Origin of the sequence: Saccharothrix mutabilis subsp. mutabilis (genome assembly GCF_039521145.1) — a bacterium.
Taxonomy (GTDB): Bacteria; Actinomycetota; Actinomycetes; order Mycobacteriales; family Pseudonocardiaceae; genus Actinosynnema; species Actinosynnema mutabilis.
The window spans coordinates 339,031-361,344 of sequence record NZ_BAAABU010000001.1; the positions used below are offsets into that span (position 1 = coordinate 339,031).

Genomic DNA, 22,314 nt, shown 5'->3' on the forward strand with positions numbered 1-22,314 from the left:
GCTCCGGGCAACACCAGGTGTGAGGACGATGACCCAACACACGACGGCGGGTGCGCGGGCGTCCGACGCGGACGACCGGCCGGACCTGTCCGGACCCGGGCCGGGCCTCGTCTTCGGGCGGCTGTTCGACCGGCACGCCCGGCCGTTGCACCGCTACCTGGCCCGCCGCGTCGGCGACCTGGCCGACGACCTGGTCGGCGAGACGTTCCTGGTCGCCTACCAGACCCGGGCCGGCTACGACCCGGAACGCGGCACCGCCCGGTCGTGGCTCTACGGCATCGCCACCAACCTGCTGCGCCGCCACGTGCGCCAGGAGGTGCGCGGCCTGGCCGCCGCCGCCCGCGCCGCCGGGTCCACCGCGGGCCAGGAGGACCACGGCGGCCGGGTGGCCGACCGGGTGGACGCCGCCGCGCGTGCCCGGCTGCTCGCGGGCGCGCTGGCCGAACTGGACCCCGGCGACCGGGACGTCCTGCTGCTCACCAGCTGGGCCGGGCTGGACTCGAACGAGGTGGCCGAGGCGCTCGGCATCCCGGTCGGGACCGTCCGCTCCCGGCTGCACCGCGTGCGCCGCCGGTTGCGCGCCCACGCGCCCGAGACCGACCAAGCGAGGACCGGCGATGAGTGACGACAACATCCACCGCATCTGGACCGACGACGAGCTGGACGCCGCGCTGGACGCACTCAACGCCGACGTCGACAGCGACGAGGCGGTGCTCGCCCGCGCCCGGGCGGCGCTGGTGGAGACGACCGAAGGGGAGACGCACGTGACGACCGACCCGGGGCAGACGAAACCGGCGCGCTCGAAGCGGCGCTGGGTGTTCGGCGCGGCGGCCGTGGCCGTGCTGGTGGCGGCCGGACTGGTCGTGCAGACCGTGTCGTTCGGCCGCGACCGCGCGCCGGCCAGCGCCGAGGCCGCCGCGACGCTGGACCGGGCCGCCGCGCGGACCATCGGCGCGGTGGACCAGCCGGTCCCGTCCGGCGGCTACCGGTACGTGGCGACGCGCGCCTGGTGGATGGCGACCAGCGGCGAGTTCTCCCGGTTGGCGGAGAACCTGCTGGAGACGTGGGCGCCGGCGGACGAGCAGGCCGAATGGCTGCTGCGCCGCGACGTCACCGGCAACCAGCAGTGGGTCGTCGGCACGGCGGAGCGGGCCAAGGCCGCCGGCATCGACACCGAGGGCGGTTGGCCCGAGGGCGAGTGGCGCGCCAAGTGCGGCGGGTTCTTCGCCGAGCCGGGCAGGGAGTGCGACGAGCGCGGCAGCTGGCAGCACCCGACCGCCGAGTGGCAGGCAGGCCTGCCCACCGACCCGGACGCCCTGTTCAAACGGCTCAGCGACGACGCCCCGGACAACGACCGCGGTGACGCCGAACTGCTGGTCTACGCGGCCGACGCCCTGCGCAGCGGCCTGGTCCGCAGCGACGTGCGGGCCAACATCTACAAGGCGCTGGCGAAGCTGCCGGGCCTTCAGGTGACCGAGAAGCAGGCCAACCTGGGCGGCCGGCTGGGCACGGCGCTGGGCATCGACGACGGCGACCTGCGCCAGGACATCATCATCGACCCGGAGACCGGCCAGTTCATCGGCGAACGCCAGGTCACCACGTCCGACATGGACCAGTTCAAGGCCGGCACGGTCCTGTCGTTCACCGCCGTCGAGACCGGCGTGGTCGAGCGGATGGGGGACAAGCCCACCCGGTGAGCGGTGGTTCGGCGGAAGGGCTCGTGCGGCTGTCGGGGGCGCACGGGCCCTTCTCCTGCCGAATTCCGGGAAAGACCGGGATTCCGCGCACCCTTGGAAAACCGGACCCGGCGGAGTAAGAATGGCGCACCCGCCCGTGAGAGCGCTCTCTCACGGGCGGGTCTCCGCCCCCACTCCCCGGTACAGGCAGGTCGATGACGATCATGGGCCCCTTCGCGAGACGCGTTCTCGTCCCGGCACTGGCACTGGCGCTGGCCACCGCGGCACTGGCCGCGCCCGGCGCCACGGCCGACCCGCCGCGACCCCAGGACCTCGGCACGGACGTCCGGGTGTTCGACCCGAGCACCCCGGTCGCCGAGATCCAGGCCGCGCTCGACGCCACCCACGCCGCCCGCGTGGACGACGAGATGGGCACCCGCCGGCACGCGTTCCTGTTCAAGCCGGGCACCTACGGCACCGCCGAGCGGCCCCTGCACATCAAGGTCGGCTACTACACCGAGATCGCGGGCCTCGGCTCCTCGCCCACCGACGTCGTCGTCAACGGCAAGGTCGAGGTCTACAACCGCTGCCTGGCCGACGGCGGCGCCGGCAACTGCCTCGCCCTGGTCAACTTCTGGCGCACCGTGTCCAACCTGACGATCAACGTCGAGGCCGGGGGCCAGGACGGCTGCCGCTCGTCGGCGAACTTCTGGGCGGTGTCGCAGGCGGTCTCGCTGCGCCGCCTCAACGTCACCGGCGGCACGTTCTCGCTGATGGACTACTGCACCGCCGGACCCCAGTACGCCAGCGGCGGGTTCATCGCGGACTCCCGGCTGCCGCAGGTCGTCAACGGCTCGCAGCAGCAGTGGCTGACCCGCGACAGCGAGGTCGCCGGCTGGTCCAACGGCGTGTGGAACCAGGTCTTCTCCGGCGTCGAGGGCGCGCCCGCCGACACCGCCTTCCCGAACCCGCCCTACACCACGCTGGACCGCACGCCGCTCAGCCGCGAGAAGCCCTACCTGTTCGTGGACGACGCCGGCCGCTACCAGGTCCGCGTCCCGCAGGCGCGGCGCGACACCCGCGGCGTCTCGTGGGCCGACGGCCCCACCCCGGGCCGCACGGTCCCGCTGACGGACTTCTTCGTCGCCAAGCCGACCGACTCCGTCCGCGACATCAACCGGCAGTTGGCCCGCGGCAAGCACCTCCTGCTCACGCCCGGCGTGTACGACGTCGCGCGCGGCATCGAGGTCAAGCGCCCCGGCACGGTCGTGCTCGGCCTCGGGCACGCCACCCTGACCGCCGTCGGCGGCTCGACCCCGTTGAACGTCGCCGACGTGCCGGGCGTGGTGATCGCCGGCGTCACGATCGACGCCGGCACCGAGGAGTCGCCGGTGCTGTTGCGCGTGGGCCACAAGAACACGCGGGGCTGGAGCGTCCCGGGCAACCCGACCACGCTGTCGGACGTGTACTTCCGCGTCGGCGGCCCGCACGTCGGCAAGACCGACACCGCGCTGGAGGTCAACAGCGACCACGTCCTGATCGACCACACGTGGGTGTGGCGCGGCGACCACGGCGTGGAGGGCTTCACCGACACCCAACGCTGGCAGACCAACACCGGCCGCACGGGCGTCGTCGTCAACGGCGACCACGTCACCGCGACCGGCCTGTTCGTGGAGCACTTCCAGCGCTACAACACGGTGTGGAACGGCGAGCACGGCACCACCGTGCTGTACCAGAACGAACTGCCCTACGACCCGCCCACGCAGGCGGACTGGATGAACGGCGCCGTCGAGGGCTTCGCCGGCTACAAGGTCGGCGACCGCGTGAAGCACCACACCCTGCACGGCGGCGGCGTCTATGTCTTCAACCAGAACAACCCGTCGATCCACACGGAGAACGGGTTCGAGGTGCCCACGACACCCGGCGTGCGGCTGCGCCACATCATGACCGTCAACCTCAGCGCGGGCACGATCGACCACGTCGTCAACGGGCTGGGCGAGGCGGCGGACACCACGCGCGTCGGCGTGCCGGTGTACGTGACCGAGTACCCGTAGGCGGTGGGGCCGGCCGGGTGCGCGTCACCCGGTCGGCCACACGCGGATCTTGCCGTCGGCGCCGGCGGACACCAGGGTCCGGCCGTCGGCGCTGTAGGTCAGGTCCGCGACGCGGGCGGTGTGGCCGGTGAGCGACTCCCTGACGGCTCCGGTCGCGGCGTTGACCAGTTGCACGGTGTTGTCGGGCGCGCCGAAGGCGAGGGTCTTGTGGTCGGGGCTGACGGTCCACGGGCCGTCCGGGGTGCCGGTGTTGACCAGCTTGCCGGTGGCGACTTCCCACAGCTGCCCCGTCTTCCGGTCGAACCCGGTGGTGATGAGCGTCTTGCCGTCGGTGCTGAACGAGACGGGATCGCCGGTGGTGTCGAGGAGGCGGATCTGCTTGCCGGTGGTGGTCTCCCACAGGCTGATCTTCTCGGTGTAGGAGCTGCCGGCGGCGATGACGCTGCCGTCGGGGCTGAACGCGGCGACGTAGCCCGCGTCGAGGGTGGCGGTGTTCCTGCCGGTGGCGACGTCCCACACGCGGACCGTCCGGTCGACCGCGCCGGTGACCAGCAGGCGTCCGTCACGGCTGAACGACATGTGCTGCACGCCGTTCGTGTGGCCGGGGAGGGTCGATCTCAGCTGACCGTCGACGGTGTTCCAAAGGCGGACGGGGTTGTCGAACGGGCTGTCGCACGCGCAGGTGGAGGCGGTGGCGATGGTGCCGCCGTCCGGGCTGAACGCCGGCCTCGGTCCGGTGTTGGTGCCTTCGAGGGTCGCCCGGACGAGGTGGGTCCTGCGGTCCCAGAGCGTCGCCGCGCCGGTGTCCGTGCCCAGGGCGATGGTGTTCGGGTCGGTGCTGAAAGCGAAGGAGAAGTCGTCGCCGGCGAGGTTGTCGATCTCCTGTCCGGTGTGGACGTCCCAGAGGTGGACGCGTTCGCCCGCCGCGCCGGTGGTGAAGCCGGCGAGCGTCTTGCCGTCGGGGCTGAGCACCACCTTCTCGGCCGTGCCGGTGATGACGTAGGCCGCCGCTCTCACTTCTCCGCCGCCGCTTTCCGTCTTGTCCCGGTTGAGCCACACGACGACCGCGGTGGTGGCGAGGGCGATCGTGGTGAGGACGGCGACGAGCAGGGTGCGGCGGGAGGCCAGGCGGCGGACTTCGAACTTCGGCCGGCGGGGCTTCGGGGGCGCGGCGGTCGGCGGGGCGGTGGCGGCGGGTGGGGGAGTGGCTGCGGGTGGTGCTGCGGGCGGCTGCGCGTGTTCGGCCGGCCGGGGCGGTGCCGGCAGTGCGTGTTCGGCAGCCAGCGCAGGCGCGTCTTGCGGTGCTGGCGTGGCAGGCGGTGCGGGCGGTGCGGGCGCGGTGGGTGGTTCAGCGGTGGTCAGCAGGGCGTTCGCCGCCGCCGAGACCTGGCGGCTGTCGTCGTCGGCGAGGCGGCGGATCTCGGCTTCCGCCCGTGCCCGCACGACCTCGTTGCCCACGCGGCGCAAGCGGGCCAGGCCCTCCAGCGCGTTGCGGCGGTCGGTCGCGATGGGGCTCGCCAGGGCGTTGGCCAGGTAGGCGGGCAGGGTCCAGTTGACGTTGCGGGCGATGACCGTGCGGCCCTGCACGTCGTCCTGCTTCTTCGGGCGTTGCTGCGGCATCTCCTCGACCACCCGGTCGTGCACGTAGCTGTACAGCTCGTCCACGGTGATGTCGCCGTCGCCGTCGAGGTCCGCGCTGCCGTCCCGCAGCCCCGCCACCAGGTACCGCGTGAACACCGACTGCGCGGCCCGCCCCCGCGGCTGGTCGCCGCCGCCCTCGAACGAGTACTGGGTGGCGTCCGACGCGGTCAGCACGGTCCGGCCCCGGCCCTGGAAGCGTTCCAGCGTGTGCACGGTCGGGTCGGCCTTCGCCAGGCGTCCCGCCGGGAACGCGCCGCTGTAGCAGCAGTCCAGCACGAGGATCTTGCGGCGCGACGCGCAGCCCTCCATCGCCTGGTCGACGTGTTCCGCCGCGAGCCCGGTGAACAGCAGGTTGTCCCGCACGGTGTTGGTCATCGCCAAGTACAGCCGGCCCTCGTCGTCCTTGAGGCCGTGGCCGGTGAAGTACAGCAGCGTCAGGTCGTCGCGGCGGCGGTCGCGGTAGAACTCGCCGATCGCCCGGCCGACCCGGTGCAGCGGCTCGTTGACCAGCGTGGTGACCTCGAACCCGGCGATCGACGGGTCGGCCAGCACCTCGGCGAAGGTCTCCGCGTCGTGCGCCGGCGTGGTCAGGCGGCGCAGCCCCGCGTCCTCGTACTCGTAGGTCGCGATCAACAGCGCCAGCCGCCGGCTCACGGGTCACCCCGAGTGGCGTTGCACGTAGGCGTCGACCAGCGCCCGCCGCTCGGCCGCGGACGCCTTCTCCAACGCGATGGTGTCGCCGTCGATGGTCACCGACACCCGGTGCCGCGCGGCCTGCCGGGCGAGCCAGTCCCGCACCGTCTCGATGACCAGCGGGAACACCCCGCCGGCGGCACTCATCGCCACCACGACCGCGCCCAGCGTGACCGCGTCGGCCCCCTTCGCGCCCTCGGGCGGCGGCCCGTCCGCGGCCAGCCGGGCGTCCACGTCCAGCGCGGCGACCTCGGTGCGCAACCGGCGCGCGAGGCGGTCGGCGCTGTCCGGGTCGACCTCCGGGTCCGGCTCGACCACCAGCAGCACGACGCGTTCGTCGTCCATCGGCCCTCCCGTCGTGGCAACAGGCCTACACCGGGGATGTCGCCGCGGACGAGCGGCCGTTACGCCGGATCGGGTCAGAAGATCGCGATGAGCAGCAGGATCACGGCGACGGCGATGACGATGGGCACGATCGGGACCCGGCCCGGAGCGCGCCGGAAGTGGCTGCGCACGGTGGTGCCGCGGAAGAAGCTGTACGGCGTGTGGCGGCGGTGTCGGCGAACCCAAGGCATGGCTGCTCCACGGTCGTCAGGTGCGTACGGGCTTGTGCGTTCGCGGAGTACCCGTGCCACACCGCCTTCACTCGTCGTGGTGCGCCACTCAAGCGGTTCGACCGCGTCCGAGGCCGAGCCGCCGAGCCGCTCCCGGGCTCCTCGGCCGGGAGCCCGCGACGGCCTTTCGGCGTCGGGCGGGGGGTGGGCGGCGCTTCCGGGGCGGGTTCGACCGGATCGACCGTCCGCACCGGCGGTCTGAACGGCGAGGGGCCCGACCGGACGGTCATCGCGCCTCCGCGCGGGCGAACGCGACGGCGACCCGCTCCAGCCACGCCACCTCGGCGGCGAGGTCGGAGCCGCCCGGCATCTTCGGGGCGTGGTCGTCGTCGCGGCGGCCGTGGCCGGACGCGCGGGCCCGCAGACCCTCGGCCACGGTCACCGCCTCGGCGACCGCGGTGATCTCCGCGTCGGTCAGCCCCTCCGCCTTCGCCGCGGCGATGGCGGCGTCGCGGTGCGCGCGGCTGGTGTACGGACGCAGGGCACGGCGGGCGTCCCAGATCTCGATCACCCGGCGGTACACGAAGTAGCGCAGGTCGTCGAGCCGGTGACCGTCACGGCCCGGCCGGTACGGCTCTTCCAGTTGCACCTCGGGGAAGGCCTCGACCAGCGCCGCCCACAGCGGGGCGAGCCGGCGGTAGGACCGGTAGTGCAGCCACCACTGGCGCACGCTGTCCCAGCGCGGACCCCACTTGGGGACCAACGAGCCGGCGGTGGCCAGCGCGACGCCGATCGCGGCCGGGTAGAAGCTCCACTTGAACTCCGACCACGGCGGTTGGCGGCCGAGGTACACCGCCGACATGTAACCGATCTTGTGCAGCGGCAGCAGCGCGCTGACCGCCGAGCCGATCGCGATCAGCCGCAGGCCGCGCCGCAGCCAGGCCCGGTCGGCCACTTCGGCCCACGTCCACGCCATGCGGGCGACCGTCACCAGCACGACGCCGATGTAGGCGACGTACACGACGTTCATCAGGACCGCGAGCGGCGCGTGCACGAAGTCGTGGCGCAGCATCGCGGCGACGTCACCGCGCAGGTAGGCGGGCACGTACAGGGCCGTGATCAGCGCCTGGCCGGCGAGGAAGACGAGTCCCCAGCGCAGCGCCCGCCGGCGAGCCGCGTGGCCCTGCTCGATCGAGTGGGTGAAGAAGACCTGCAAGGCCCAGCCGGCGCCGCAGAGCAGGACGTGCTGCAACCACCACGGGCTTCCCGGCGCGAGCCGGTCCATCGCCTTGAACACGACGTCGACGCCGATGGTGAGGCCGAACCCGAAGCCCGCCAACGAGCCCCAAAGGCCCCACATGGCGGGGTTGGTGGGCTTGCGCACCAGGTCGGTGAACTTGTGGACGATCAACGCGGTGAACAGGACGGCGATCGTGATGTGCAGGCCCTGGTCGACGATCATCGGGTCCCGCCCAGCACCTCGTCGAACCTGTCCACGACAGCCGCCGAGGCCAGGTCGAGGCGCCGTTCGGGAACCAGGCGCCTGCCGACGAGTTCCCACAGCACGGCCGCGCCGAACTCCGCCTCCCGCTCCAGCGCGGAGCTGTAGGCGGACCTGCCGAAGACGTCCCGCACGGCGCCCGGGTCGAGGTCGGGGAAGAACACGCGCGCCTGCTCTTCGTCCAGGTGACCGTTGCCGCGGTGGTCGAGCAGCATGTGCGCGAACTCGTGCAGGATCGTGTTCTCCTGGTGCAGCTTGGACGTGCCCAGTTCGTGGAAGACGAAGTCCTCGGTGCCCGTGGCGAGCCACAGCCCGCGCACGTCGTTCGCGGGGGGCAGCTCGACGGCGAACAGGTGGATCGGGCGGCCTCGGTGCTCGCCGAGCCTGCGGGCGAACTCCTCGATGTCGAACGGGCGCGGGATCTCCACGCCCTCGATGGCCGCGGTGATCCTGCCGCGCACCACCCGGTGGTCAGTCCTCCTCATCGCGGCCCCCGTCACGATGCAGGTTGAGCGCCAGGTTGATGAGCTGGGCGATCCGGTCCCGCACCTCGGGCTCGGCGTCGTTGAGCTCCAGGACGCGCGCCTGAAGCGCGTCGACCTTCGTGGTCTTCATGGCCTGCAACGCCTGCACCTGGTTGCGCACTCGCGCCAGGTACGCCTCGTCGTCGGCGAAGAAGTACGCGGGCATCACGCCGAACGCTCTGCTGAGGACCTCGATGTGCTGCTTGGTCGGGTTGTCGCGCTCGCCGGTGCGCAGCTGCCACAGGTAGGTGTGCGAGATCTTGACGTCGAACCGCTCCTGGATGTGAGCGGCGAGCGTGCGCGGCGTGAACAGCTCGTCGTTCGGCCCGAGCACGGTGTCGAACAAGAAACTGATCTTGCTGGACAGACTCGTGCCGTCGTTGTCCGACATGCGAAACACACCCCCCTTGGTGTCGCTCACTCAGGTTGACACAGCCGCGGCGAAGGCGTCAACCTCAGTTAACGGACTCCCGGAGTGCTCGTGCGGTCGCCGCCAGCACGGCGAACGAACCGCCTGCCGCGCGCTGCTCGACGTCGCGCAGCAACTCGCGGGCGGCGTCGGCCTCGCCCATCGCCAAGACCACCTTGGCCTCGCCCAGCAACGACTCCAGTTGCTGCGCCACCACACCCGACCTGCGGGCCAGCGTGACGGCGCTCGTGTGGCGCTGGGCCGCCGCGGGCAAGCGGCCGGCGAGCAGTTCGATGGAGCCGAGGGTGTTCAACGCGTCGGTCTCCGCGCGCACGTCGGCGATCTCGACCGCGAGTTCCATCGACCGTTGCGCGGTCTCCAAGGCGGCGTCGAGCCGGCCGGTGTCGCGTTGCAGCCGCGCGAGCGTGTCCAGCGCGTGCGCCTCGACACCGCGGTCATAGCCCCGGCTCAGGGACAACGCCGTCTCGACGTGCTCCATCGCGTCGTCGTACCGGCCGCGTTCGTGCGCGAGGAGGGCGAGCATGTTGCAAGCCGAGCCGACGAGCGCCGGGTCGATCTCGTCGTAGCAGGTCAGGGCCCACCGGTAGAGTTCCTCGGCGGCGTCGTAGCGGCCCATCAGCTGCCGGACGTAGCCGAGGTTGCCCTTGGCGCCCGCCTCCATGAGCCGGTCGCCGCTGCCCATGCAGTCGTTGAAGTGGCGTTCCGCCTCGCTCAAGCGGCCCCGGTCCTGTTCGACCAGGCCGAGGAACATCAGGTTCGCCGCCTCGGCCGCGCGGTCCCCCGACTCGCGGGCGAGGCGCAACGCGTCCGTGAGGTGCACGATCGCCTCGTCGTTCTGGCCGAGGCAGTGCCGCGCCTCACCGAGCAGCCGCTTCGCCGCCGCCAGGGCCCGGTGGTCGCCGGCGCGGCACGCGGCGTCCTCGGCGGCCTTGGCCAGCCGCAGCCAGTGGGACACCGGCCTGCTCAGCCAGAAGTAGCCGCCGAGTTGTTCGGCTATGCGCCACGCGGCGTCCGGGCAGCCGACCTCCGCGGCGGTCTCGGCGACGGCCACCAGGTTCGGCAACTCGGCCTCGGTCCAGCGCATCGCCCGGTCGCGCGCGTCGGGGTCCCCGGACGCGATGCCGGCCGCGGCCCGTTCCACGGCCGTCGCGTAGGCGCCCACCAGCGCCCGCGTGGCCGTCGCCCGGTCCTCCGCGTCGTCGAACGCCTCGGCGAGCTCGGCCGCGTACATCCGCAACAGGTCGTGCATGACAAAACGCTCCCGATCGGACTGGACGACGAGGTGCGCGTTCGCCAGCTCGTCGAGCAACGTGCGCAGGTCGCCGGCGCCCGCCAACGCCGTCGCGGACTCGACGGAGAACGAGGGGCCCGGCAGCAGGCCGAGCTTGCGGAACAGCCGCCGCGCCGACTGCGTGGGCGCACGGTAGGACATGTCGAAGGCCCTGCGCACGGCGAGGTCGCCGGCTCCGGGCACGACCAACGAGGACAGCCCGCCCGCGGTGAGGTCGCGGACGCCCTCCGACAGGGTGCGGAACGGGGCGTTCGTGAGGTTGGCGGCGGCGATCCGCAGGGCCAACGGCAGGTGGCCGCACAGGTCCGCGAGCTCGGCGACGGCGTCGGGTTCGGCGGCGGCCCGGCGCTCGCCGAGAGCCCCGACCAGCAGCTGCGCGGACTCCTCCGCCGGGAGCACCGAGAGCGTCATCCGGTGCGCACCGTCCACGACGACCAGGCCGTTCAACCTGTCCCTGCTGGTCACGAGCGCGAAGCAGCCGTTGCCCGCGGGCAGGAGCGGGCGGGCGTCCTCGGCCGACTCGACGTTGTCGAGCACGATGAGCACGCGTCGGTCGGCCAGCAGCGTCCGGAACACCGACGACGCCTCGTCGACGTCGGTCGGCACCCGTTCGGGGGCGACACCCAGCGCGCGCAGGAAGCGACCGAGCACGTCGACCGGGGTGGCGCCGGTCGAGTAGAGGTGGCCGTCCGGGAAGCGTTCCCGGACCCGGTGCGCCCAGTGCAGTGCCAGGGCCGTCTTGCCGACGCCGGGCGCGCCGGTCACCAGCCCGACCCCCGTGCTGTCCGGCAGCGAGTCCAGTTCCGCCAGCTCGGCCTGCCTGCCGATGAACCCCCGCGTGCCGGCCGGGAGCTGCCTCGGCGCCGACGCCACCGCGACGACCGGCTTCAGGTCCAGGTCGGGGTCCGCGCGGAGCATGCGCAGCTGGAGGTCGCGCAGCCTGGCACCAGGGCGCACGCCCAGTTCGCGGTCGAGGAGGTCGCGCACGTCCCGGTGGGCGTCGAGGGCCTCGGCCTGCCTGCCGCAGCGGTACAACGCCAGTGCGTACTGCGCCCAGACCCCTTCGCGCAGCGGGTGTCTGTCGACCAGCTTGCGCAGCTCGCCGACCACCTCGTGGTGCAGGCCCAGCGCGAGCCGCGCCTCGACGTGGCCCTCCTCGGCGGCGAGCCTGACCTCGTCGAGCCGCGCCGCCTCGGCCCGTCCCGCGTCCGGCAACGCCAGGCCGCTCAGCACGTCGTCGCGCCACAACGCCAACGCTCGGCCGAGCTGCTGCACGGCGACCACCGGCCGTCCGGCGCGCACGGCCGCCGTGCCCTCCGCGGCCAGGCCCTCGAAGCGGGCCGCGTCGAGTTCGTCCTCCGCGATCCTGAGCAGGTAGCCGTCCTTGCCGGTGCGCAACCGCTCCTTGCCGATCACCTTGCGCAGTTCGCTGACGTAGGACTGCAGGTTCGCGACGGCCGACACCGGCGGCGCCTCGCCCCACAGCCAGTCGACGACGGTGTCCCGGGGCACGACCTCGTTGGCGTGCAGGCAGAGCATGCCGAGCAGCAGCCGCTGCTTGCGGCGGGTGGGTGCTGCCGGGCGTTCGCCGTCCGCCCTGATCTCCAGCGGGCCGAGCACCCGGAACTCCATGCCGTCCGTTCTACACCGATCCGTGTAGCGACGTGTGTCGGTTCGTGTAGCCCGGCTCGCGAACCTCGGCGGCATGGAACGAACCCTGAGAACGACGCTGCTCGTCGCGGTGACCGCGCTGGTGGCGGTCCTCTTCACCACGCCCGCCTCGGCGAGCGTGCCCGACGGCCCGATCACCAGGTCGGAGGTGCTGACGCGGTCGCAGTCGTGGATCGACGCGCGCGTGCCCTACAGCCAGCAGGGCAGCTACACCAACCAGTACGGGACCTACCGCCGGGACTGCTCCGGCTACGTCTCGATGGCCTGGCACCTGAGCACCTCGCGCTGGACCGGCAACCTCGGCGAGGTCATGCACGACATCCCGCGCGGCGACCTGAAGCCGGGCGACGCGCTCTTCCGGCACGACCCGGCGGGCGTGCAACACGTCGCGTTGTTCGTCGGTTGGGACGACAACGCCATGACCAGGCCGATCGTGCGCGAGGAGTACCAACCCGGCCGGGTCGCGGAGCAGCGCGTGTGGTCCGCCAGTTACGCGAACACGTTCGAGCCCAAGCGCTACAACAACATCGTCGACGACGGGACGCACGGACGGCCGCGCGCCGACCATGTCGGTGATGTGAGCGGTGATGGTTATGCGGATTTGTTGGGTTTGAAGTCGGACGGCACGTTGCACTACTTCCCGAACAACATCAACGGGAACGCCGATGGTAAGCCGTTCACCAGCAGTGCGCAGGTCGGTGTCGGTTTTGGGCCGTTCCGGTGGGTGCGTTCGGCGGATGTGAGTGGTGATGGTTACGCCGATCTGGTCGGTGTGCAGTCGGATGGTTCGTTGCACTATCTGCCGAACAACATCAACACGAACCCGGAGGGCAGGCCTTACGGGGACAGCATCAACATCGGCAGTGGTTTCCAGGTGTTCAGCGACATCCTGCTCGCCGACGTGTCCGGTGATGGTTACGCGGATCTGCTGGCGCGTAAGTCTGATGGGACGTTGCACTACTTCCCGAACAACATGAACAGCAACCCTGGTGGGCGGCCGTTCACGACGAGCACGCAGGTCGGTGTGGGCTTCGAGGCTTTCACGATGTTGCGGGCCGGTGACGTCAGCGGTGACGGTTACGCCGACTTGATCGGTGTGCAGGCCGACGGCTCACTGCACTACCTGCCGAACAACATCAACTCGAACCCCGGCGGCAAGCCCTATGGCGACAGCATCAACATCGGCAGCGGCTTCCAGGTGTTCGACGAGATCGTGACCGGCGATGTGAGTGGTGACGGCTACGCCGATCTGATGGCGCGCAAGTCGGACGGGACGTTGCACTACTTCCCGAACAACATCAACAGCAACGCCGGCGGGCGGCCGTTCACGACCAGTTCGCAGATCGGTGTCGGCTTCGACGTCTTCATCGAGATCGTCTGACTGGTCGGGGGGAACAACCATGCGTGCAGCAATGAGGAAAGCGGTGCTCGGCGTGGCGATGGCCGCGCTGATCTCCGGGGGGATGACGGTGTTGCCGCCGACGGCTACGGCAGTCGAGTGCCCGATGCCGTTGCCGCCGCGCGACCTCAACGTCACCAAGACCGTCCACCAGGTCGGCATGCGGTACCTCGTGTCACCGAAGGTGATGCTGGCCGGCTTCGAGGCCGGTTGGGTCGAGTCCCACATGAACAACCTGAACTGCGGTGACCTCGACTCGCTCGGCGTCTTCCAGCAGCGCCCCAGCCAGGGCTGGGGCACGCCGGAACAGATCCTGAACGTCGACTACGCCGCCACCCAGTTCTTCACCAGAGCCATCAACGTCGACAGGGCGAACCCCGGTTACACCGCCGGTCAGGTCGCGCAGGCGGTGCAGAGGTCCGCTCGCCCCGACCGCTACGACGCTGCCGAAGGCACCGCTCGGCAGTTGCTCGCCGAGGTGGCCACGACGTCCGGTCGCGGCGACCGCGTCGGTGATGTGAGCGGCGACGGCTACGCCGACCTCACCGCGTTGAAGCTGGACGGCACGTTGCACTACTTCCCGAACAACGTCAACGGGAACGCCGATGGTAAGCCGTTCACCAGCAGTGCGCAGGTCGGTGTCGGTTTCGGGCCGTTCCGGTGGGTGCGTTCGGCGGATGTGAGCGGTGATGGTTACGCCGATCTGGTCGGTGTGCAGTCGGATGGTTCGTTGCACTATCTGCCGAACAACATCAACACGAACCCGGAGGGCAGGCCTTACGGGGACAGCATCAACATCGGCAGTGGTTTCCAGGTGTTCAGCGACATCCTGCTCGCCGATGTGTCGGGTGATGGTTACGCGGATCTGCTGGCGCGTAAGTCTGATGGGACGTTGCACTACTTCCCGAACAACATGAACAGCAACCCTGGTGGGCGGCCGTTCACGACGAGCACGCAGGTCGGTGTGGGCTTCGAGGCTTTCACGATGTTGCGGGCCGGTGACGTCAGCGGTGACGGTTACGCCGACCTGATCGGTGTGCAGGCCGACGGCTCACTGCACTACCTGCCGAACAACATCAACTCGAACCCCGGCGGCAAGCCCTATGGCGACAGCATCAACATCGGCAGCGGCTTCCAGGTGTTCGACGAGATCGTGACCGGCGACCTCAGCGGTGACGGCTACGCCGATCTGATGGCGCGCAAGTCGGACGGGACGTTGCACTACTTCCCGAACAACATCAACAGCAACGCCGGCGGGCGGCCGTTCACGACCAGCTCGCAGATCGGTGTCGGCTTCGACGTCTTCACCGCGATCGTCTGACATGAGCGATCACCAGGCTTACGGACGCAGGCGGGTGCTGCAAGGCGCGGCCCTGCTCGCGGGCGCCGGCCTGCTCGGCGGCGGGAGCCTCACCGCTTCCGCCGCCGCGGCGGCGTTCGACCCGCGACAGCGATTCCTCAAACTCATCCCGGCCGGCAACGGCGTCATCTACGCACTCCAAGCCGACGGCACGCTGCTGTACTACCGGCACACCGGCTGGGCGGAGGGCAGTGCGTCGTGGTCGCCCGGTGCCGGACACCCGATCGGCGACGGCTTCCACCAGTTCGCCGACGTGCTGGCCGACGACGACGGAACGTTCCTGTGCCGCACCGGTTCCGGCGCCATCCGGCGCTACCGCTACGTCGTGACGGACCCGGCGACCGGCGCGGGGCAGTGGACCGACGGCGGTGGCACGCAGATCGGTGACGGCTTCCAGCAGTTCCCGCGGGTCTTCGGCGGGTGGGACGGCGTGATCTACTGCGTGGACGCCAACGGTGGTCTGTGGTGGTACCGCTACCAGGACGGCTGGGCCAACGGCGGTGCCGGCGTCCTGATCGGCAGCGGCTTCAAGCAGTACCAGACCCTCACCGCCGGTCCGGACGGCGTGGTCTACGGCGTCCGGCAGGGCACCGACCTGCACTGGTTCCGCTTCGACCCGGACGGCGGAACCTGGGCCAACGGCGGCAACCCGGTCACCATCGGCAACGGCTGGGGCGAGGGCTTCCACAAGCAGGTGTTCTCCGACAACAACGGCTGCGTCTACGCGGTGAGCGTCGACCGCGGAGCCGTGCCGGTCAACGACGACACGTTGCACTGGTTCCGCCTGCTCAACGCCCGCACGGTGGCGACCGACGGTGGTCCGAACTGGGCGAACGGCGGGGGCGCCGCCGTCGTCGGCAACGGGTTCTCCGTCGAGGCGACCGGAGCGTTGCAGGGCTACGCGAGCTCGCTCACCGTTCGCCCCGGGGAGCGGATCGGTTTCCCGATCTCGACGAGCCTCACCGGCGTCACGGCGTCGGTGATCCGGTTGCCCGGCAGGCAGAGCGTGTCCGCGTCCTCCTCGGTCGCGAGCGGGCTGCAGGTGCTGCCCCCGGACTACCGGACCGCGGGGTGCGGCTGGGCGGAACGGTTGTCCATGACGGTCTCGTGGGCTCCCGGCGTGTACGCGCTGGAGCTGAGGTCGCCGGGCGGTCTGCGCCGGCACATCCCGTTCGTGGTGCGACCGTCCGCGCCGGCTTCGCAGATCGCCTTCCTCCTGCCGACCAACACCTACAACGCCTACAACACGTGGGGCGGGCACAACCAGTACTCCGAGGGCGAGGCGGGACGGCAGCGGCAGGTGACGTTCATGCGGCCGAGCACGTCCATCCCGGTGGACCCGCCGGGACGCATCGACCACCTCCTCTACAGCGACCTCTTCCTGCTGAAGTGGATGGAGGACAACAGGTTCGCCTACGACACGTACATCGACGGCGACCTCGACGCGGACGGCACGTGGCTGCGGCAGTACAAGGCGCTCGTCCTCGGCAGCCACCCGGAGTACTGGTCGGACACCATGCGCCAGCGGGTCGTGGACTACCTCGCGGGCGGCGGCAGGTTGATCTACACCGGCGGCAACGGCATGTACGAGCGGATGGGCTTCGCCAACGGGACCACGGCGACCCACCGCAACACCTCGGGGGCCCGCGACGAGTTCCACAACCTCGGCAAGTCCGAGTCGCAGATCCTCGGTGTGGCCCTGACCGGGGCGTACATGAACTTCCACCCGTACGAGGTCGTGGCGGACCACCCCTTGCTCGCGGGAACGGGCCTCAAGCCCAAGGACAGGTTCGGCGGCTACGCGGACAACGGCGCCGCGAGCGGCTGGGAGGTCGACGCGCTCAACCCCGCCATGTCCGGGGTCCAGCACATCGCCCGCGGCCTGAACCCGGGTGGCGGCGCTGACATGGTGTTCTGGCCGAAACCCAACGGGGGCTGGGTCTTCAGCGCTTCGTCGATGTCGTTCAACGGCGCCCTGCCGCACGACGCGGCGATCCGCCAGATCCTGCACAACGTCTTCACCCTCGCACTGCGCTGAAAGGACGGGCAGGACATCCGGTCGCGGGCACGCCCCAGGTGGCGGCGGCCGGTCGAGCGAGTGGTGGAGCACCAAACCGGCGCTCCACCACTCGGCGAGCACCCACCGCACACGCCCGTCACGGCCGACTACACGCCAGACCCAAATCCGACTCCATGATTAGGCTCCAGGGGCACAACAACTTCATGCGCGGCGCGGCCGACGCCGTGAATCCCTTGAACCACCCGCTGTTCAAAGTCCGCGCGACGTCCGACGACATGCTCGGATCGGCCACGGGCACTGGGAGCGAGGTAGTCGTGCACGAGTGGTCCTACGCCGCCGCGAAGGCGCTGCGGAAAGCGGGGTGGCGGCCCGGCCGCCAGGTTGACACCACGCGGTGGCGGGAGCAGTTCGCGGCTGGCGGGGTGGTGATGCACCCTGCGGCTGAGCGGTTCCTCGCGGAGTTCGGCGGACTGCGGTTCCGGGGCGGGTGGTGGTGGGTTCTGTCGGCCGCGGAGGTGGTCGACCTGGATCCGGAACTGTGCGCGGACGAGGGAGATCGGTTCCTCCACTGGAGCCGGGAGTTGGGGATCTCGCTGTTCCCCGTCGGCCGGGCCGAGGGGATCTACCCGCTCGGGATCGACCAGGACGGGGTGATCTACCTCGTGGCGACCTGGGTCGCGCGGTTCGGTGCGCTGGACGAAGGCGTGGAGGCGCTGGTCCGGGGAGATCTGCCGAAGAACGTAGCCTGATCGACGCGAAGGGGACCGCCCGTGAATGTGACGAGCGTCATGCTCGCCCGGATCATCGCCGGGCTTGAAGCCCGCTGGCTCGGCTCCCTGCCGGCCCTGCGGCTGTGCGAGCAGGAGCGGATCATCGGATGGCTCCCGCGTTCCGCAGCGACCATCGACAGCCGGCGAGCACTACCGTCCGAGCCTGCGGATCGCCATTTCATCGCCATTGATCTTGCACCACATGCAAGAAGCCCGGCCTCAAGATCGAGGACCGGGCTTCTGACCTGCGTTGTTCTCTTGTGGACGATACTGGGATTGAACCAGTGACCCCTACCGTGTCAAGGTAGTGCTCTCCCGCTGAGCTAATCGTCCGAGGCGGAGACGGGAATCGAACCCGTGTACAGGGCTTTGCAGGCCCTTGCCTAAGCCACTCGGCCACTCCGCCAAGATTCCTGAAGGCTAGCACCAGGAAGACTGGCCTGAGCCCAAGGGGCCCTCTGCCGAGCGGATGACGAGACTCGAACTCGCGACCCTCACCTTGGCAAGGTGATGCGCTACCAACTGCGCTACATCCGCATGCCCCGTGATTTCCCGGACCTTTTACCCTTTTGGGGTCTTGCCGTTCCGGTCTCTCTCGGTGCAGGAGGAACTTTATTACATCCCCCCACGCGGGATCAAATCGGGGGGTACCTACCGCCCCCGCGAGCCCGCTACCAGCACTTTTAGGTCAAGTCGTTCGAGATCAGGTGGGTCAGCGCCTCGTCCACGTCCACCCACAGGTGCTCGTTGCCGGGCACGACCACGTCGTAGGTGCGGTCCAGGAAGTCGGCGAGCTCCTGCGCGGACGCCTCGAACATGGCGTGGCCGGACGGGGAGCTGAGTTCGATCACGACGACCTCGGGGTCGTCGGCGGCCGGGCGGATCCGGACGTCGCCGTCACCCGCGTCCGCGATCAGGCCGTCCGCGAGGAGGTCGCGGGCGAACACCCACTCGACCCAGCCGGCGCGGCCGGTGCGGAACGCGGCCACCACCGCGTACGGATCTTTCGTGTCATATCGAAGCTCCACCTGCACCGGGACGGCAGGCGTCCTCGGTGCCAACAGGTCGAACACCGCTGTTGAGCGGAGCGTCACGTGGTCGTTGCGCATCGTCGTTACCCACTTCTCCCTTCCCGGTCAAGGAAACGACCGGATTCTCTAGTTGTGACGTGTATGTGGCGAGGAACGCTCGACATCGGGTGGTTTATCACCCATCCGGGCCAATGGAACTCCGGTGGGCGACCGGGTCGCTGCGTTGCGTGTCCGTGCCATCTGCGCCGCACCACATCTTGCTGGGTTTAACCTGAACCCGGTACCGGCTGTTGCGCGAATGTTGGACGTGAGGACAACTCTGGTGGCTGACTCACCCGCCCCGGCACCCGGGCCGGGATCCGACGGGCGACCTCCCGACGCCGTGCTGGTCGAGCGGGTGACCGCCGGCGACCGGGCCGCGTTCGGGGAGCTCTACGACCGCTACTCCCGCCCTGCCTACTCGCTGGCGCGGCGCGTGTGCGTGGACCCGGAGCTGGCGGAGGACGTGGTCCAGGAGGCGTTCCTGGTCCTGTGGCGCAACCCGGCCGGCTACGACCCGTCGCGCGGCGGCTTCGGGACGTGGCTGATGACCGTCGTGCACCACCGGGCGGTGGACGCGGTGCGGCGCGAGGACACGCGGCGGCGGCGCAACGTGCCCCTGACCGACGAGGTGTCCGAGCACACGATGCCGCCGACCGAGGGCGCGGACCACGCGGCGTTGACCGGTGTGGTCGGCGCGGAGGTGCGGGCGGCGCTGCAACGGCTGCCCGACGACCAGCGGCAGGTGATCGCGCTGGCGTACCTGGGCGGTTACACGCAGATAGAGGTCGCGGCGCTGACCGGCATCCCGCTGGGGACGGTCAAGTCGCGCACGTTCGCGGCGATCCGCAGGTTGCGCACGTCACTGCGGTCGGCATGGGCCGGCGAGACCGGCGGCGAGACGACGGGAGCACATCGGTGACCGGGGAGCGGAGGGACGACTGGTGCCCTCAGGAGGAGCTCGCGGTCGGTTGGGCGATGCACTCGCTCGAACCGGAGGAGGAGGCGCGGCTGCGCGCCCACCTGCCCGGTTGCGCGCGGTGCCGGGACACGGTCCGGGCCACCGAGGAGGTGACCGCCGCACTGGGCGGCTCGGTGCGCCAGTACGACCCGCCGGCACGGCTGCGGGCACGACTGATGACCGCCGTCGAGCACACGCCGCAGGAACACGTCGTGCCCGTGATGGCGCCACCCATCCCGTTGGACCGCAAGCGTTCCACCGCGCCGCGCCTGCTCGCCGCGGCGGCGGCCGTCGTGCTGGTGGCGGGTCTGGCGTTCGGCGGCGTGCGGATCGCGCAGCTAGGTGACCAGGTGGCCGCGCAGCAACAACGCGTGGCGCTGCTGGACGAGGCGCTGCGGATGGCCGCGGACCCGAGCACGAACCGGGCCGTGCTGCGCTCGGAGACCGGCGACAAGCTGGGTGTTCTCCTGTCCGGCGAGGACGACGCGATGGTGATCGAAACCACACTCGCGCCGAACAGCGCTTCGGACCAGGTCTACGTGGTGTGGGGCGCGAGCACGCCGGACCCGGTGCCGCTGGCGACGTTCGACGTCGAACCCGGCGGCGGCCTGGAGCGCCTCAACTGGTCCAGGGAGGCGCACAAGCACCAGTTGTTCGCGATCTCGCTGGAACCGGGCCGCACGGCCCCGGCGCGTCCGACGAACAAGCTCGGTTCCGGCCAAGTGGAGGCGTCGTGAGCCATGATGGTCAGGTGACGACCGAGCAGGACGACAAGGCCACCGACGGCCACCGCCACTGGTTCCGCCGCAACCCGGCGCTGAACCTGACCTACCGCATCGGTGTGGGCGTGGTCGGCGGCCTGGTGCTGGTGGCGGGCGTGCTGATGATCCCGTACCCGGGTCCGGGCTGGCTGGTTGTCTTCGCGGGCTTGGCGATCCTGGCGACGGAGTTCGAGTGGGCCGGCCGGGTACTGCGCTTCGCGAAGCGGTACTACGACGCGTGGGTGGAGTGGCTGAAGCGCCAGAACATGGTCGTCAAGGCGCTGGTGCTGGCCGCCACCGGCTTGGTCGTCGCGGTGACGTGCTGGCTGCTGGGGGCGTTCGCGCTGGTCGGGGGCTGGTTCGGCCTGGACTGGCCGTGGTTGGCCAGCCCGATTTTCAAGTAGTGGGGTTGATGTTGTAGGGTATGGACACACCGCGAGAGCGGGGCAGGAAAACCGAATAGGGGCGATTAGCTCAGCGGGAGAGCGCTTCGTTCACACCGAAGAGGTCACAGGTTCGATCCCTGTATCGCCCACCGCAGGTCAGAGGCCCGGAACCATTCATTGGTTCCGGGCCTCTGACGTTGTGCAAGCAGCCCAGTACAGCAGCGCGTCAAAGATCGAGACATTCGCTGAGCTGCTGTAGCGCCTTTCGCGTCGCCTCGTCGGAGCCCTCGGTGTAGATCTCGATCGTGACCTTCATGTTCGCGTGACGAAGGATGCGCATGATCACCCGGGGGTGCACGCCCAGCTCTGCGAGCAAGGACGCGCAGCTCCGCCGCCCGTCGTGAACGGATCTTCGGCACGCCCGCCTTCTCGCGCCGCCGGTCCCATGACCGGTTGAAGTTCCGGGGCTCGATCGGGGTGCCGTAGCGGGTCGTGAACAGCAGGCCGTTGGCCTGGCAGGCGACGTCCGCCGCCTCCCGGTCGGCCTGGCGCTGCTTGCGGCGACGCCGGAGCGCGGTCGCGGCGATCGGAGGCAGGGGGAGTGTGTCCTCCGACGCCTCCGTCTTCGTCTCCCGGTGCAGCAGCTCGTTCCGCACCCGGTGGAGCTGGTAGCCGATGTCCAGCATCCCCGCCCCTAGGTCGGCAGCGTCCTCCGGCAGCCCGAGCACCTCACCCTTGCGCATCGCCATCGCGATGACCAGCACGTACGCGGCGTACATGGGGTCATCGTTGACCCGCGCCGAGACCAGGAACGTCTTGGTCTGCTCTGTGGTCCACCGCCGGCCCTTTCGCTTACGGGGCCGCCGGCTGACCTTGGGCACCTTGACCAGCTTCATCACGTTCCGCGACAGCAGCTCCTCCGCCTCGGCGTACGTGGGCCGCATTACCTCCGCCGGCGGGAACACCTACACCTACGACGACCGCGAGCTTCGTCAACGCCACCGGTCCGTCCGGGAACTCGTCGTTCACCTTGGCAACCACAACCGGCTGTCCAAAGTGCCACCGCCACCGGCGCTACCAGCTACGGCTACGACCCGGCAGGCCGCCTCACCACCACCAGCGCAATTACCTGCTGACCCGCGGCACCACCAGATACATCTTGGGTTCGAGTGGCCGTTCGAACGCACCCACGAAACCCCTCCAGGGATAGACCCGGACGCTTACCTGGCAGCGGTGGCCAGCCATTACGGGATCAACCTGCGATGAAGCGGTCGCGACATCCGAGTGGTTTCCGACCTCACGTTGGGTCCGGGGCTCGATGGCGTGACCCGGGCCAAGGAGGCGGCCGGGCGAACAGGGTGGGGCTTAACGCGATTCAGGGTGGTGACGTTGCAGTCGCCAACACGATTGCCCACGAGTTGTGACACGCGCGTTATTATCTGCGTCACGGCACCTTCGAAGGAGGGCAGCACGGCAATGTCGGATCCATCGCGGACGGAACGCCATGCGGCTCGGGCAACGCCCTCGAAGAGGGGATCATGGGTCGACGATG

Annotated in this window: 21 protein-coding genes and 4 tRNA genes; 13 read left to right on the plus strand and 12 right to left on the minus strand. The window is 70.3% G+C overall.

Annotated features, from left to right (window positions below):
* The first annotated feature begins 28 nt into the window (after positions 1-28).
* The 3 genes from ABD126_RS01605 to ABD126_RS01615 all read left to right on the plus strand — a co-directional run bounded on the left by ABD126_RS01605 (position 29) and on the right by ABD126_RS01615 (position 3,730).
* Positions 29-625 carry an RNA polymerase sigma factor gene (locus ABD126_RS01605; RefSeq protein ID WP_343931743.1) on the plus strand — a complete coding sequence of 199 codons (597 nt, stop codon included), beginning with the start codon at positions 29-31 and terminating at the stop codon, positions 623-625.
* Positions 618-1,697 carry a CU044_5270 family protein gene (locus ABD126_RS01610; protein ID WP_343931744.1) on the plus strand — a complete coding sequence of 360 codons (1,080 nt, stop codon included), beginning with the start codon at positions 618-620 and terminating at the stop codon, positions 1,695-1,697. The genes ABD126_RS01605 and ABD126_RS01610 overlap by 8 nt, the downstream gene beginning before the upstream one ends.
* A 194-nt stretch (positions 1,698-1,891) precedes the next feature.
* Complete coding sequence (locus ABD126_RS01615) at positions 1,892-3,730, plus strand: hypothetical protein (RefSeq protein ID WP_343931745.1); 1,839 nt, start codon at positions 1,892-1,894, stop codon at positions 3,728-3,730.
* Positions 3,731-3,754: 24 nt separating this feature from the next.
* Here the strand turns inward: ABD126_RS01615 and ABD126_RS01620 are convergent, their stop codons facing one another.
* The 7 genes from ABD126_RS01620 to ABD126_RS01650 form a co-directional block, all read right to left on the minus strand.
* Complete coding sequence (locus ABD126_RS01620; protein WP_343931746.1) at positions 3,755-6,025, minus strand: caspase, EACC1-associated type; 2,271 nt, start codon at positions 6,023-6,025, stop codon at positions 3,755-3,757.
* Positions 6,026-6,028: 3 nt separating this feature from the next.
* Positions 6,029-6,409, minus strand: a complete 381-nt coding sequence (locus tag ABD126_RS01625; protein ID WP_343931747.1) for an effector-associated constant component EACC1 — start codon at positions 6,407-6,409, stop codon at positions 6,029-6,031.
* 74 nt (positions 6,410-6,483) lie between these two features.
* Complete coding sequence (locus tag ABD126_RS01630) at positions 6,484-6,639, minus strand: hypothetical protein (protein ID WP_343931748.1); 156 nt, start codon at positions 6,637-6,639, stop codon at positions 6,484-6,486.
* A gap of 265 nt (positions 6,640-6,904) precedes the next feature.
* The gene (locus ABD126_RS01635; RefSeq protein WP_343931749.1) at positions 6,905-8,080 is read right to left on the minus strand and encodes an MAB_1171c family putative transporter; all 1,176 of its coding nucleotides are present in this window, start codon (positions 8,078-8,080) and stop codon (positions 6,905-6,907) included.
* Complete coding sequence (locus ABD126_RS01640) at positions 8,077-8,604, minus strand: hypothetical protein (RefSeq protein WP_343931750.1); 528 nt, start codon at positions 8,602-8,604, stop codon at positions 8,077-8,079. The genes ABD126_RS01635 and ABD126_RS01640 overlap by 4 nt, the downstream gene beginning before the upstream one ends.
* Positions 8,591-9,034 (minus strand): XRE family transcriptional regulator, encoded by a 444-nt coding sequence (locus ABD126_RS01645; protein WP_343931751.1) that lies wholly within the window; start codon positions 9,032-9,034, stop codon positions 8,591-8,593. The genes ABD126_RS01640 and ABD126_RS01645 overlap by 14 nt, the downstream gene beginning before the upstream one ends.
* 64 nt (positions 9,035-9,098) lie before the next feature.
* Positions 9,099-11,996, minus strand: coding sequence for an AfsR/SARP family transcriptional regulator (locus ABD126_RS01650; protein WP_343931752.1), 2,898 nt, complete (start codon positions 11,994-11,996; stop codon positions 9,099-9,101).
* 109 nt (positions 11,997-12,105) lie between these two features.
* Between ABD126_RS01650 and ABD126_RS01655 the strand changes: the two genes are divergently transcribed.
* The 5 genes from ABD126_RS01655 to ABD126_RS01675 all read left to right on the plus strand — a co-directional run bounded on the left by ABD126_RS01655 (position 12,106) and on the right by ABD126_RS01675 (position 17,872).
* A complete protein-coding gene (locus ABD126_RS01655; protein WP_343931753.1) occupies positions 12,106-13,416 on the plus strand; it encodes a C40 family peptidase in 1,311 nt (436 codons plus the stop codon).
* Between the two features lie 43 nt (positions 13,417-13,459).
* A complete protein-coding gene (locus ABD126_RS01660) occupies positions 13,460-14,755 on the plus strand; it encodes an FG-GAP repeat domain-containing protein (RefSeq protein WP_343931755.1) in 1,296 nt (431 codons plus the stop codon).
* Between the two features lies 1 nt (position 14,756).
* On the plus strand, positions 14,757-16,832 hold the full coding sequence (locus tag ABD126_RS01665) for a N,N-dimethylformamidase beta subunit family domain-containing protein (RefSeq protein ID WP_343931756.1): 2,076 nt from the start codon (positions 14,757-14,759) through the stop codon (positions 16,830-16,832).
* Positions 16,833-16,987: 155 nt separating this feature from the next.
* Complete coding sequence (locus tag ABD126_RS01670) at positions 16,988-17,563, plus strand: SUKH-3 domain-containing protein (RefSeq protein ID WP_343931757.1); 576 nt, start codon at positions 16,988-16,990, stop codon at positions 17,561-17,563.
* Positions 17,564-17,584: 21 nt separating this feature from the next.
* Complete coding sequence (locus tag ABD126_RS01675; protein WP_343931758.1) at positions 17,585-17,872, plus strand: hypothetical protein; 288 nt, start codon at positions 17,585-17,587, stop codon at positions 17,870-17,872.
* On the opposite strand, the gene ABD126_RS01680 is transcribed toward ABD126_RS01675, so the two are convergent.
* From ABD126_RS01680 to ABD126_RS01695, 4 genes are all read right to left on the minus strand, one after another.
* Positions 17,846-17,917: transfer RNA gene (locus ABD126_RS01680), tRNA-Val, on the minus strand. The genes ABD126_RS01675 and ABD126_RS01680 overlap by 27 nt on opposite strands.
* Position 17,918: 1 nt before the next feature.
* Positions 17,919-17,990, minus strand: a tRNA-Cys gene (locus ABD126_RS01685).
* 58 nt (positions 17,991-18,048) lie between these two features.
* A tRNA-Gly gene (locus tag ABD126_RS01690) sits at positions 18,049-18,121 on the minus strand.
* Positions 18,122-18,267: 146 nt separating this feature from the next.
* A complete protein-coding gene (locus ABD126_RS01695; protein WP_073893954.1) occupies positions 18,268-18,693 on the minus strand; it encodes an SsgA family sporulation/cell division regulator in 426 nt (141 codons plus the stop codon).
* Positions 18,694-18,937: 244 nt separating this feature from the next.
* Here ABD126_RS01695 and ABD126_RS01700 point away from each other — a divergent pair, with 244 nt between their 5' ends.
* From ABD126_RS01700 to ABD126_RS01715, 4 genes are all read left to right on the plus strand, one after another.
* Positions 18,938-19,576, plus strand: a complete 639-nt coding sequence (locus ABD126_RS01700; protein WP_343931759.1) for an RNA polymerase sigma factor — start codon at positions 18,938-18,940, stop codon at positions 19,574-19,576.
* Positions 19,531-20,352, plus strand: a complete 822-nt coding sequence (locus ABD126_RS01705; RefSeq protein ID WP_486374849.1) for an anti-sigma factor — start codon at positions 19,531-19,533, stop codon at positions 20,350-20,352. Before ABD126_RS01700 ends, ABD126_RS01705 begins: the two co-directional genes overlap by 46 nt.
* On the plus strand, positions 20,349-20,780 hold the full coding sequence (locus ABD126_RS01710; protein WP_343931761.1) for a TIGR02611 family protein: 432 nt from the start codon (positions 20,349-20,351) through the stop codon (positions 20,778-20,780). Before ABD126_RS01705 ends, ABD126_RS01710 begins: the two co-directional genes overlap by 4 nt.
* Before the next feature lie 59 nt (positions 20,781-20,839).
* Positions 20,840-20,911 (plus strand) — tRNA-Val (locus ABD126_RS01715).
* Here ABD126_RS01715 and ABD126_RS01720 read toward each other — a convergent pair.
* The gene (locus ABD126_RS01720; RefSeq protein WP_343931762.1) at positions 20,885-21,658 is read right to left on the minus strand and encodes a site-specific integrase; all 774 of its coding nucleotides are present in this window, start codon (positions 21,656-21,658) and stop codon (positions 20,885-20,887) included. The genes ABD126_RS01715 and ABD126_RS01720 overlap by 27 nt on opposite strands.
* Between ABD126_RS01720 and ABD126_RS01725 the strand changes: the two genes are divergently transcribed.
* Positions 21,645-22,028 carry a hypothetical protein gene (locus ABD126_RS01725; protein ID WP_343931763.1) on the plus strand — a complete coding sequence of 128 codons (384 nt, stop codon included), beginning with the start codon at positions 21,645-21,647 and terminating at the stop codon, positions 22,026-22,028. The genes ABD126_RS01720 and ABD126_RS01725 overlap by 14 nt on opposite strands.
* The last annotated feature ends 286 nt before the right edge of the window (positions 22,029-22,314 follow it).

Bases quoted from the DNA above. Each gene is read 5' to 3' on its own strand.
- ABD126_RS01670 (WP_343931757.1), top strand. From the start codon at position 16,988: ATGATTAGGCTCCAGGGGCACAACAACTTCATGCGCGGCGCGGCCGAC.
- ABD126_RS01605 (WP_343931743.1), top strand. From the start codon at position 29: ATGACCCAACACACGACGGCGGGTGCGCGGGCGTCCGACGCGGACGAC.
- ABD126_RS01615 (WP_343931745.1), top strand. From the start codon at position 1,892: ATGACGATCATGGGCCCCTTCGCGAGACGCGTTCTCGTCCCGGCACTG.
- ABD126_RS01640 (WP_343931750.1), bottom strand. From the start codon at position 8,604: ATGAGGAGGACTGACCACCGGGTGGTGCGCGGCAGGATCACCGCGGCC.
- ABD126_RS01610 (WP_343931744.1), top strand. From the start codon at position 618: ATGAGTGACGACAACATCCACCGCATCTGGACCGACGACGAGCTGGAC.
- ABD126_RS01625 (WP_343931747.1), bottom strand. From the start codon at position 6,409: ATGGACGACGAACGCGTCGTGCTGCTGGTGGTCGAGCCGGACCCGGAG.
- ABD126_RS01630 (WP_343931748.1), bottom strand. From the start codon at position 6,639: ATGCCTTGGGTTCGCCGACACCGCCGCCACACGCCGTACAGCTTCTTC.
- ABD126_RS01695 (WP_073893954.1), bottom strand. From the start codon at position 18,693: ATGCGCAACGACCACGTGACGCTCCGCTCAACAGCGGTGTTCGACCTG.
- ABD126_RS01650 (WP_343931752.1), bottom strand. From the start codon at position 11,996: ATGGAGTTCCGGGTGCTCGGCCCGCTGGAGATCAGGGCGGACGGCGAA.
- ABD126_RS01705 (WP_486374849.1), top strand. From the start codon at position 19,531: ATGGGCCGGCGAGACCGGCGGCGAGACGACGGGAGCACATCGGTGACC.
- ABD126_RS01665 (WP_343931756.1), top strand. From the start codon at position 14,757: ATGAGCGATCACCAGGCTTACGGACGCAGGCGGGTGCTGCAAGGCGCG.
- ABD126_RS01645 (WP_343931751.1), bottom strand. From the start codon at position 9,034: ATGTCGGACAACGACGGCACGAGTCTGTCCAGCAAGATCAGTTTCTTG.
- ABD126_RS01635 (WP_343931749.1), bottom strand. From the start codon at position 8,080: ATGATCGTCGACCAGGGCCTGCACATCACGATCGCCGTCCTGTTCACC.
- ABD126_RS01720 (WP_343931762.1), bottom strand. From the start codon at position 21,658: ATGAAGCTGGTCAAGGTGCCCAAGGTCAGCCGGCGGCCCCGTAAGCGA.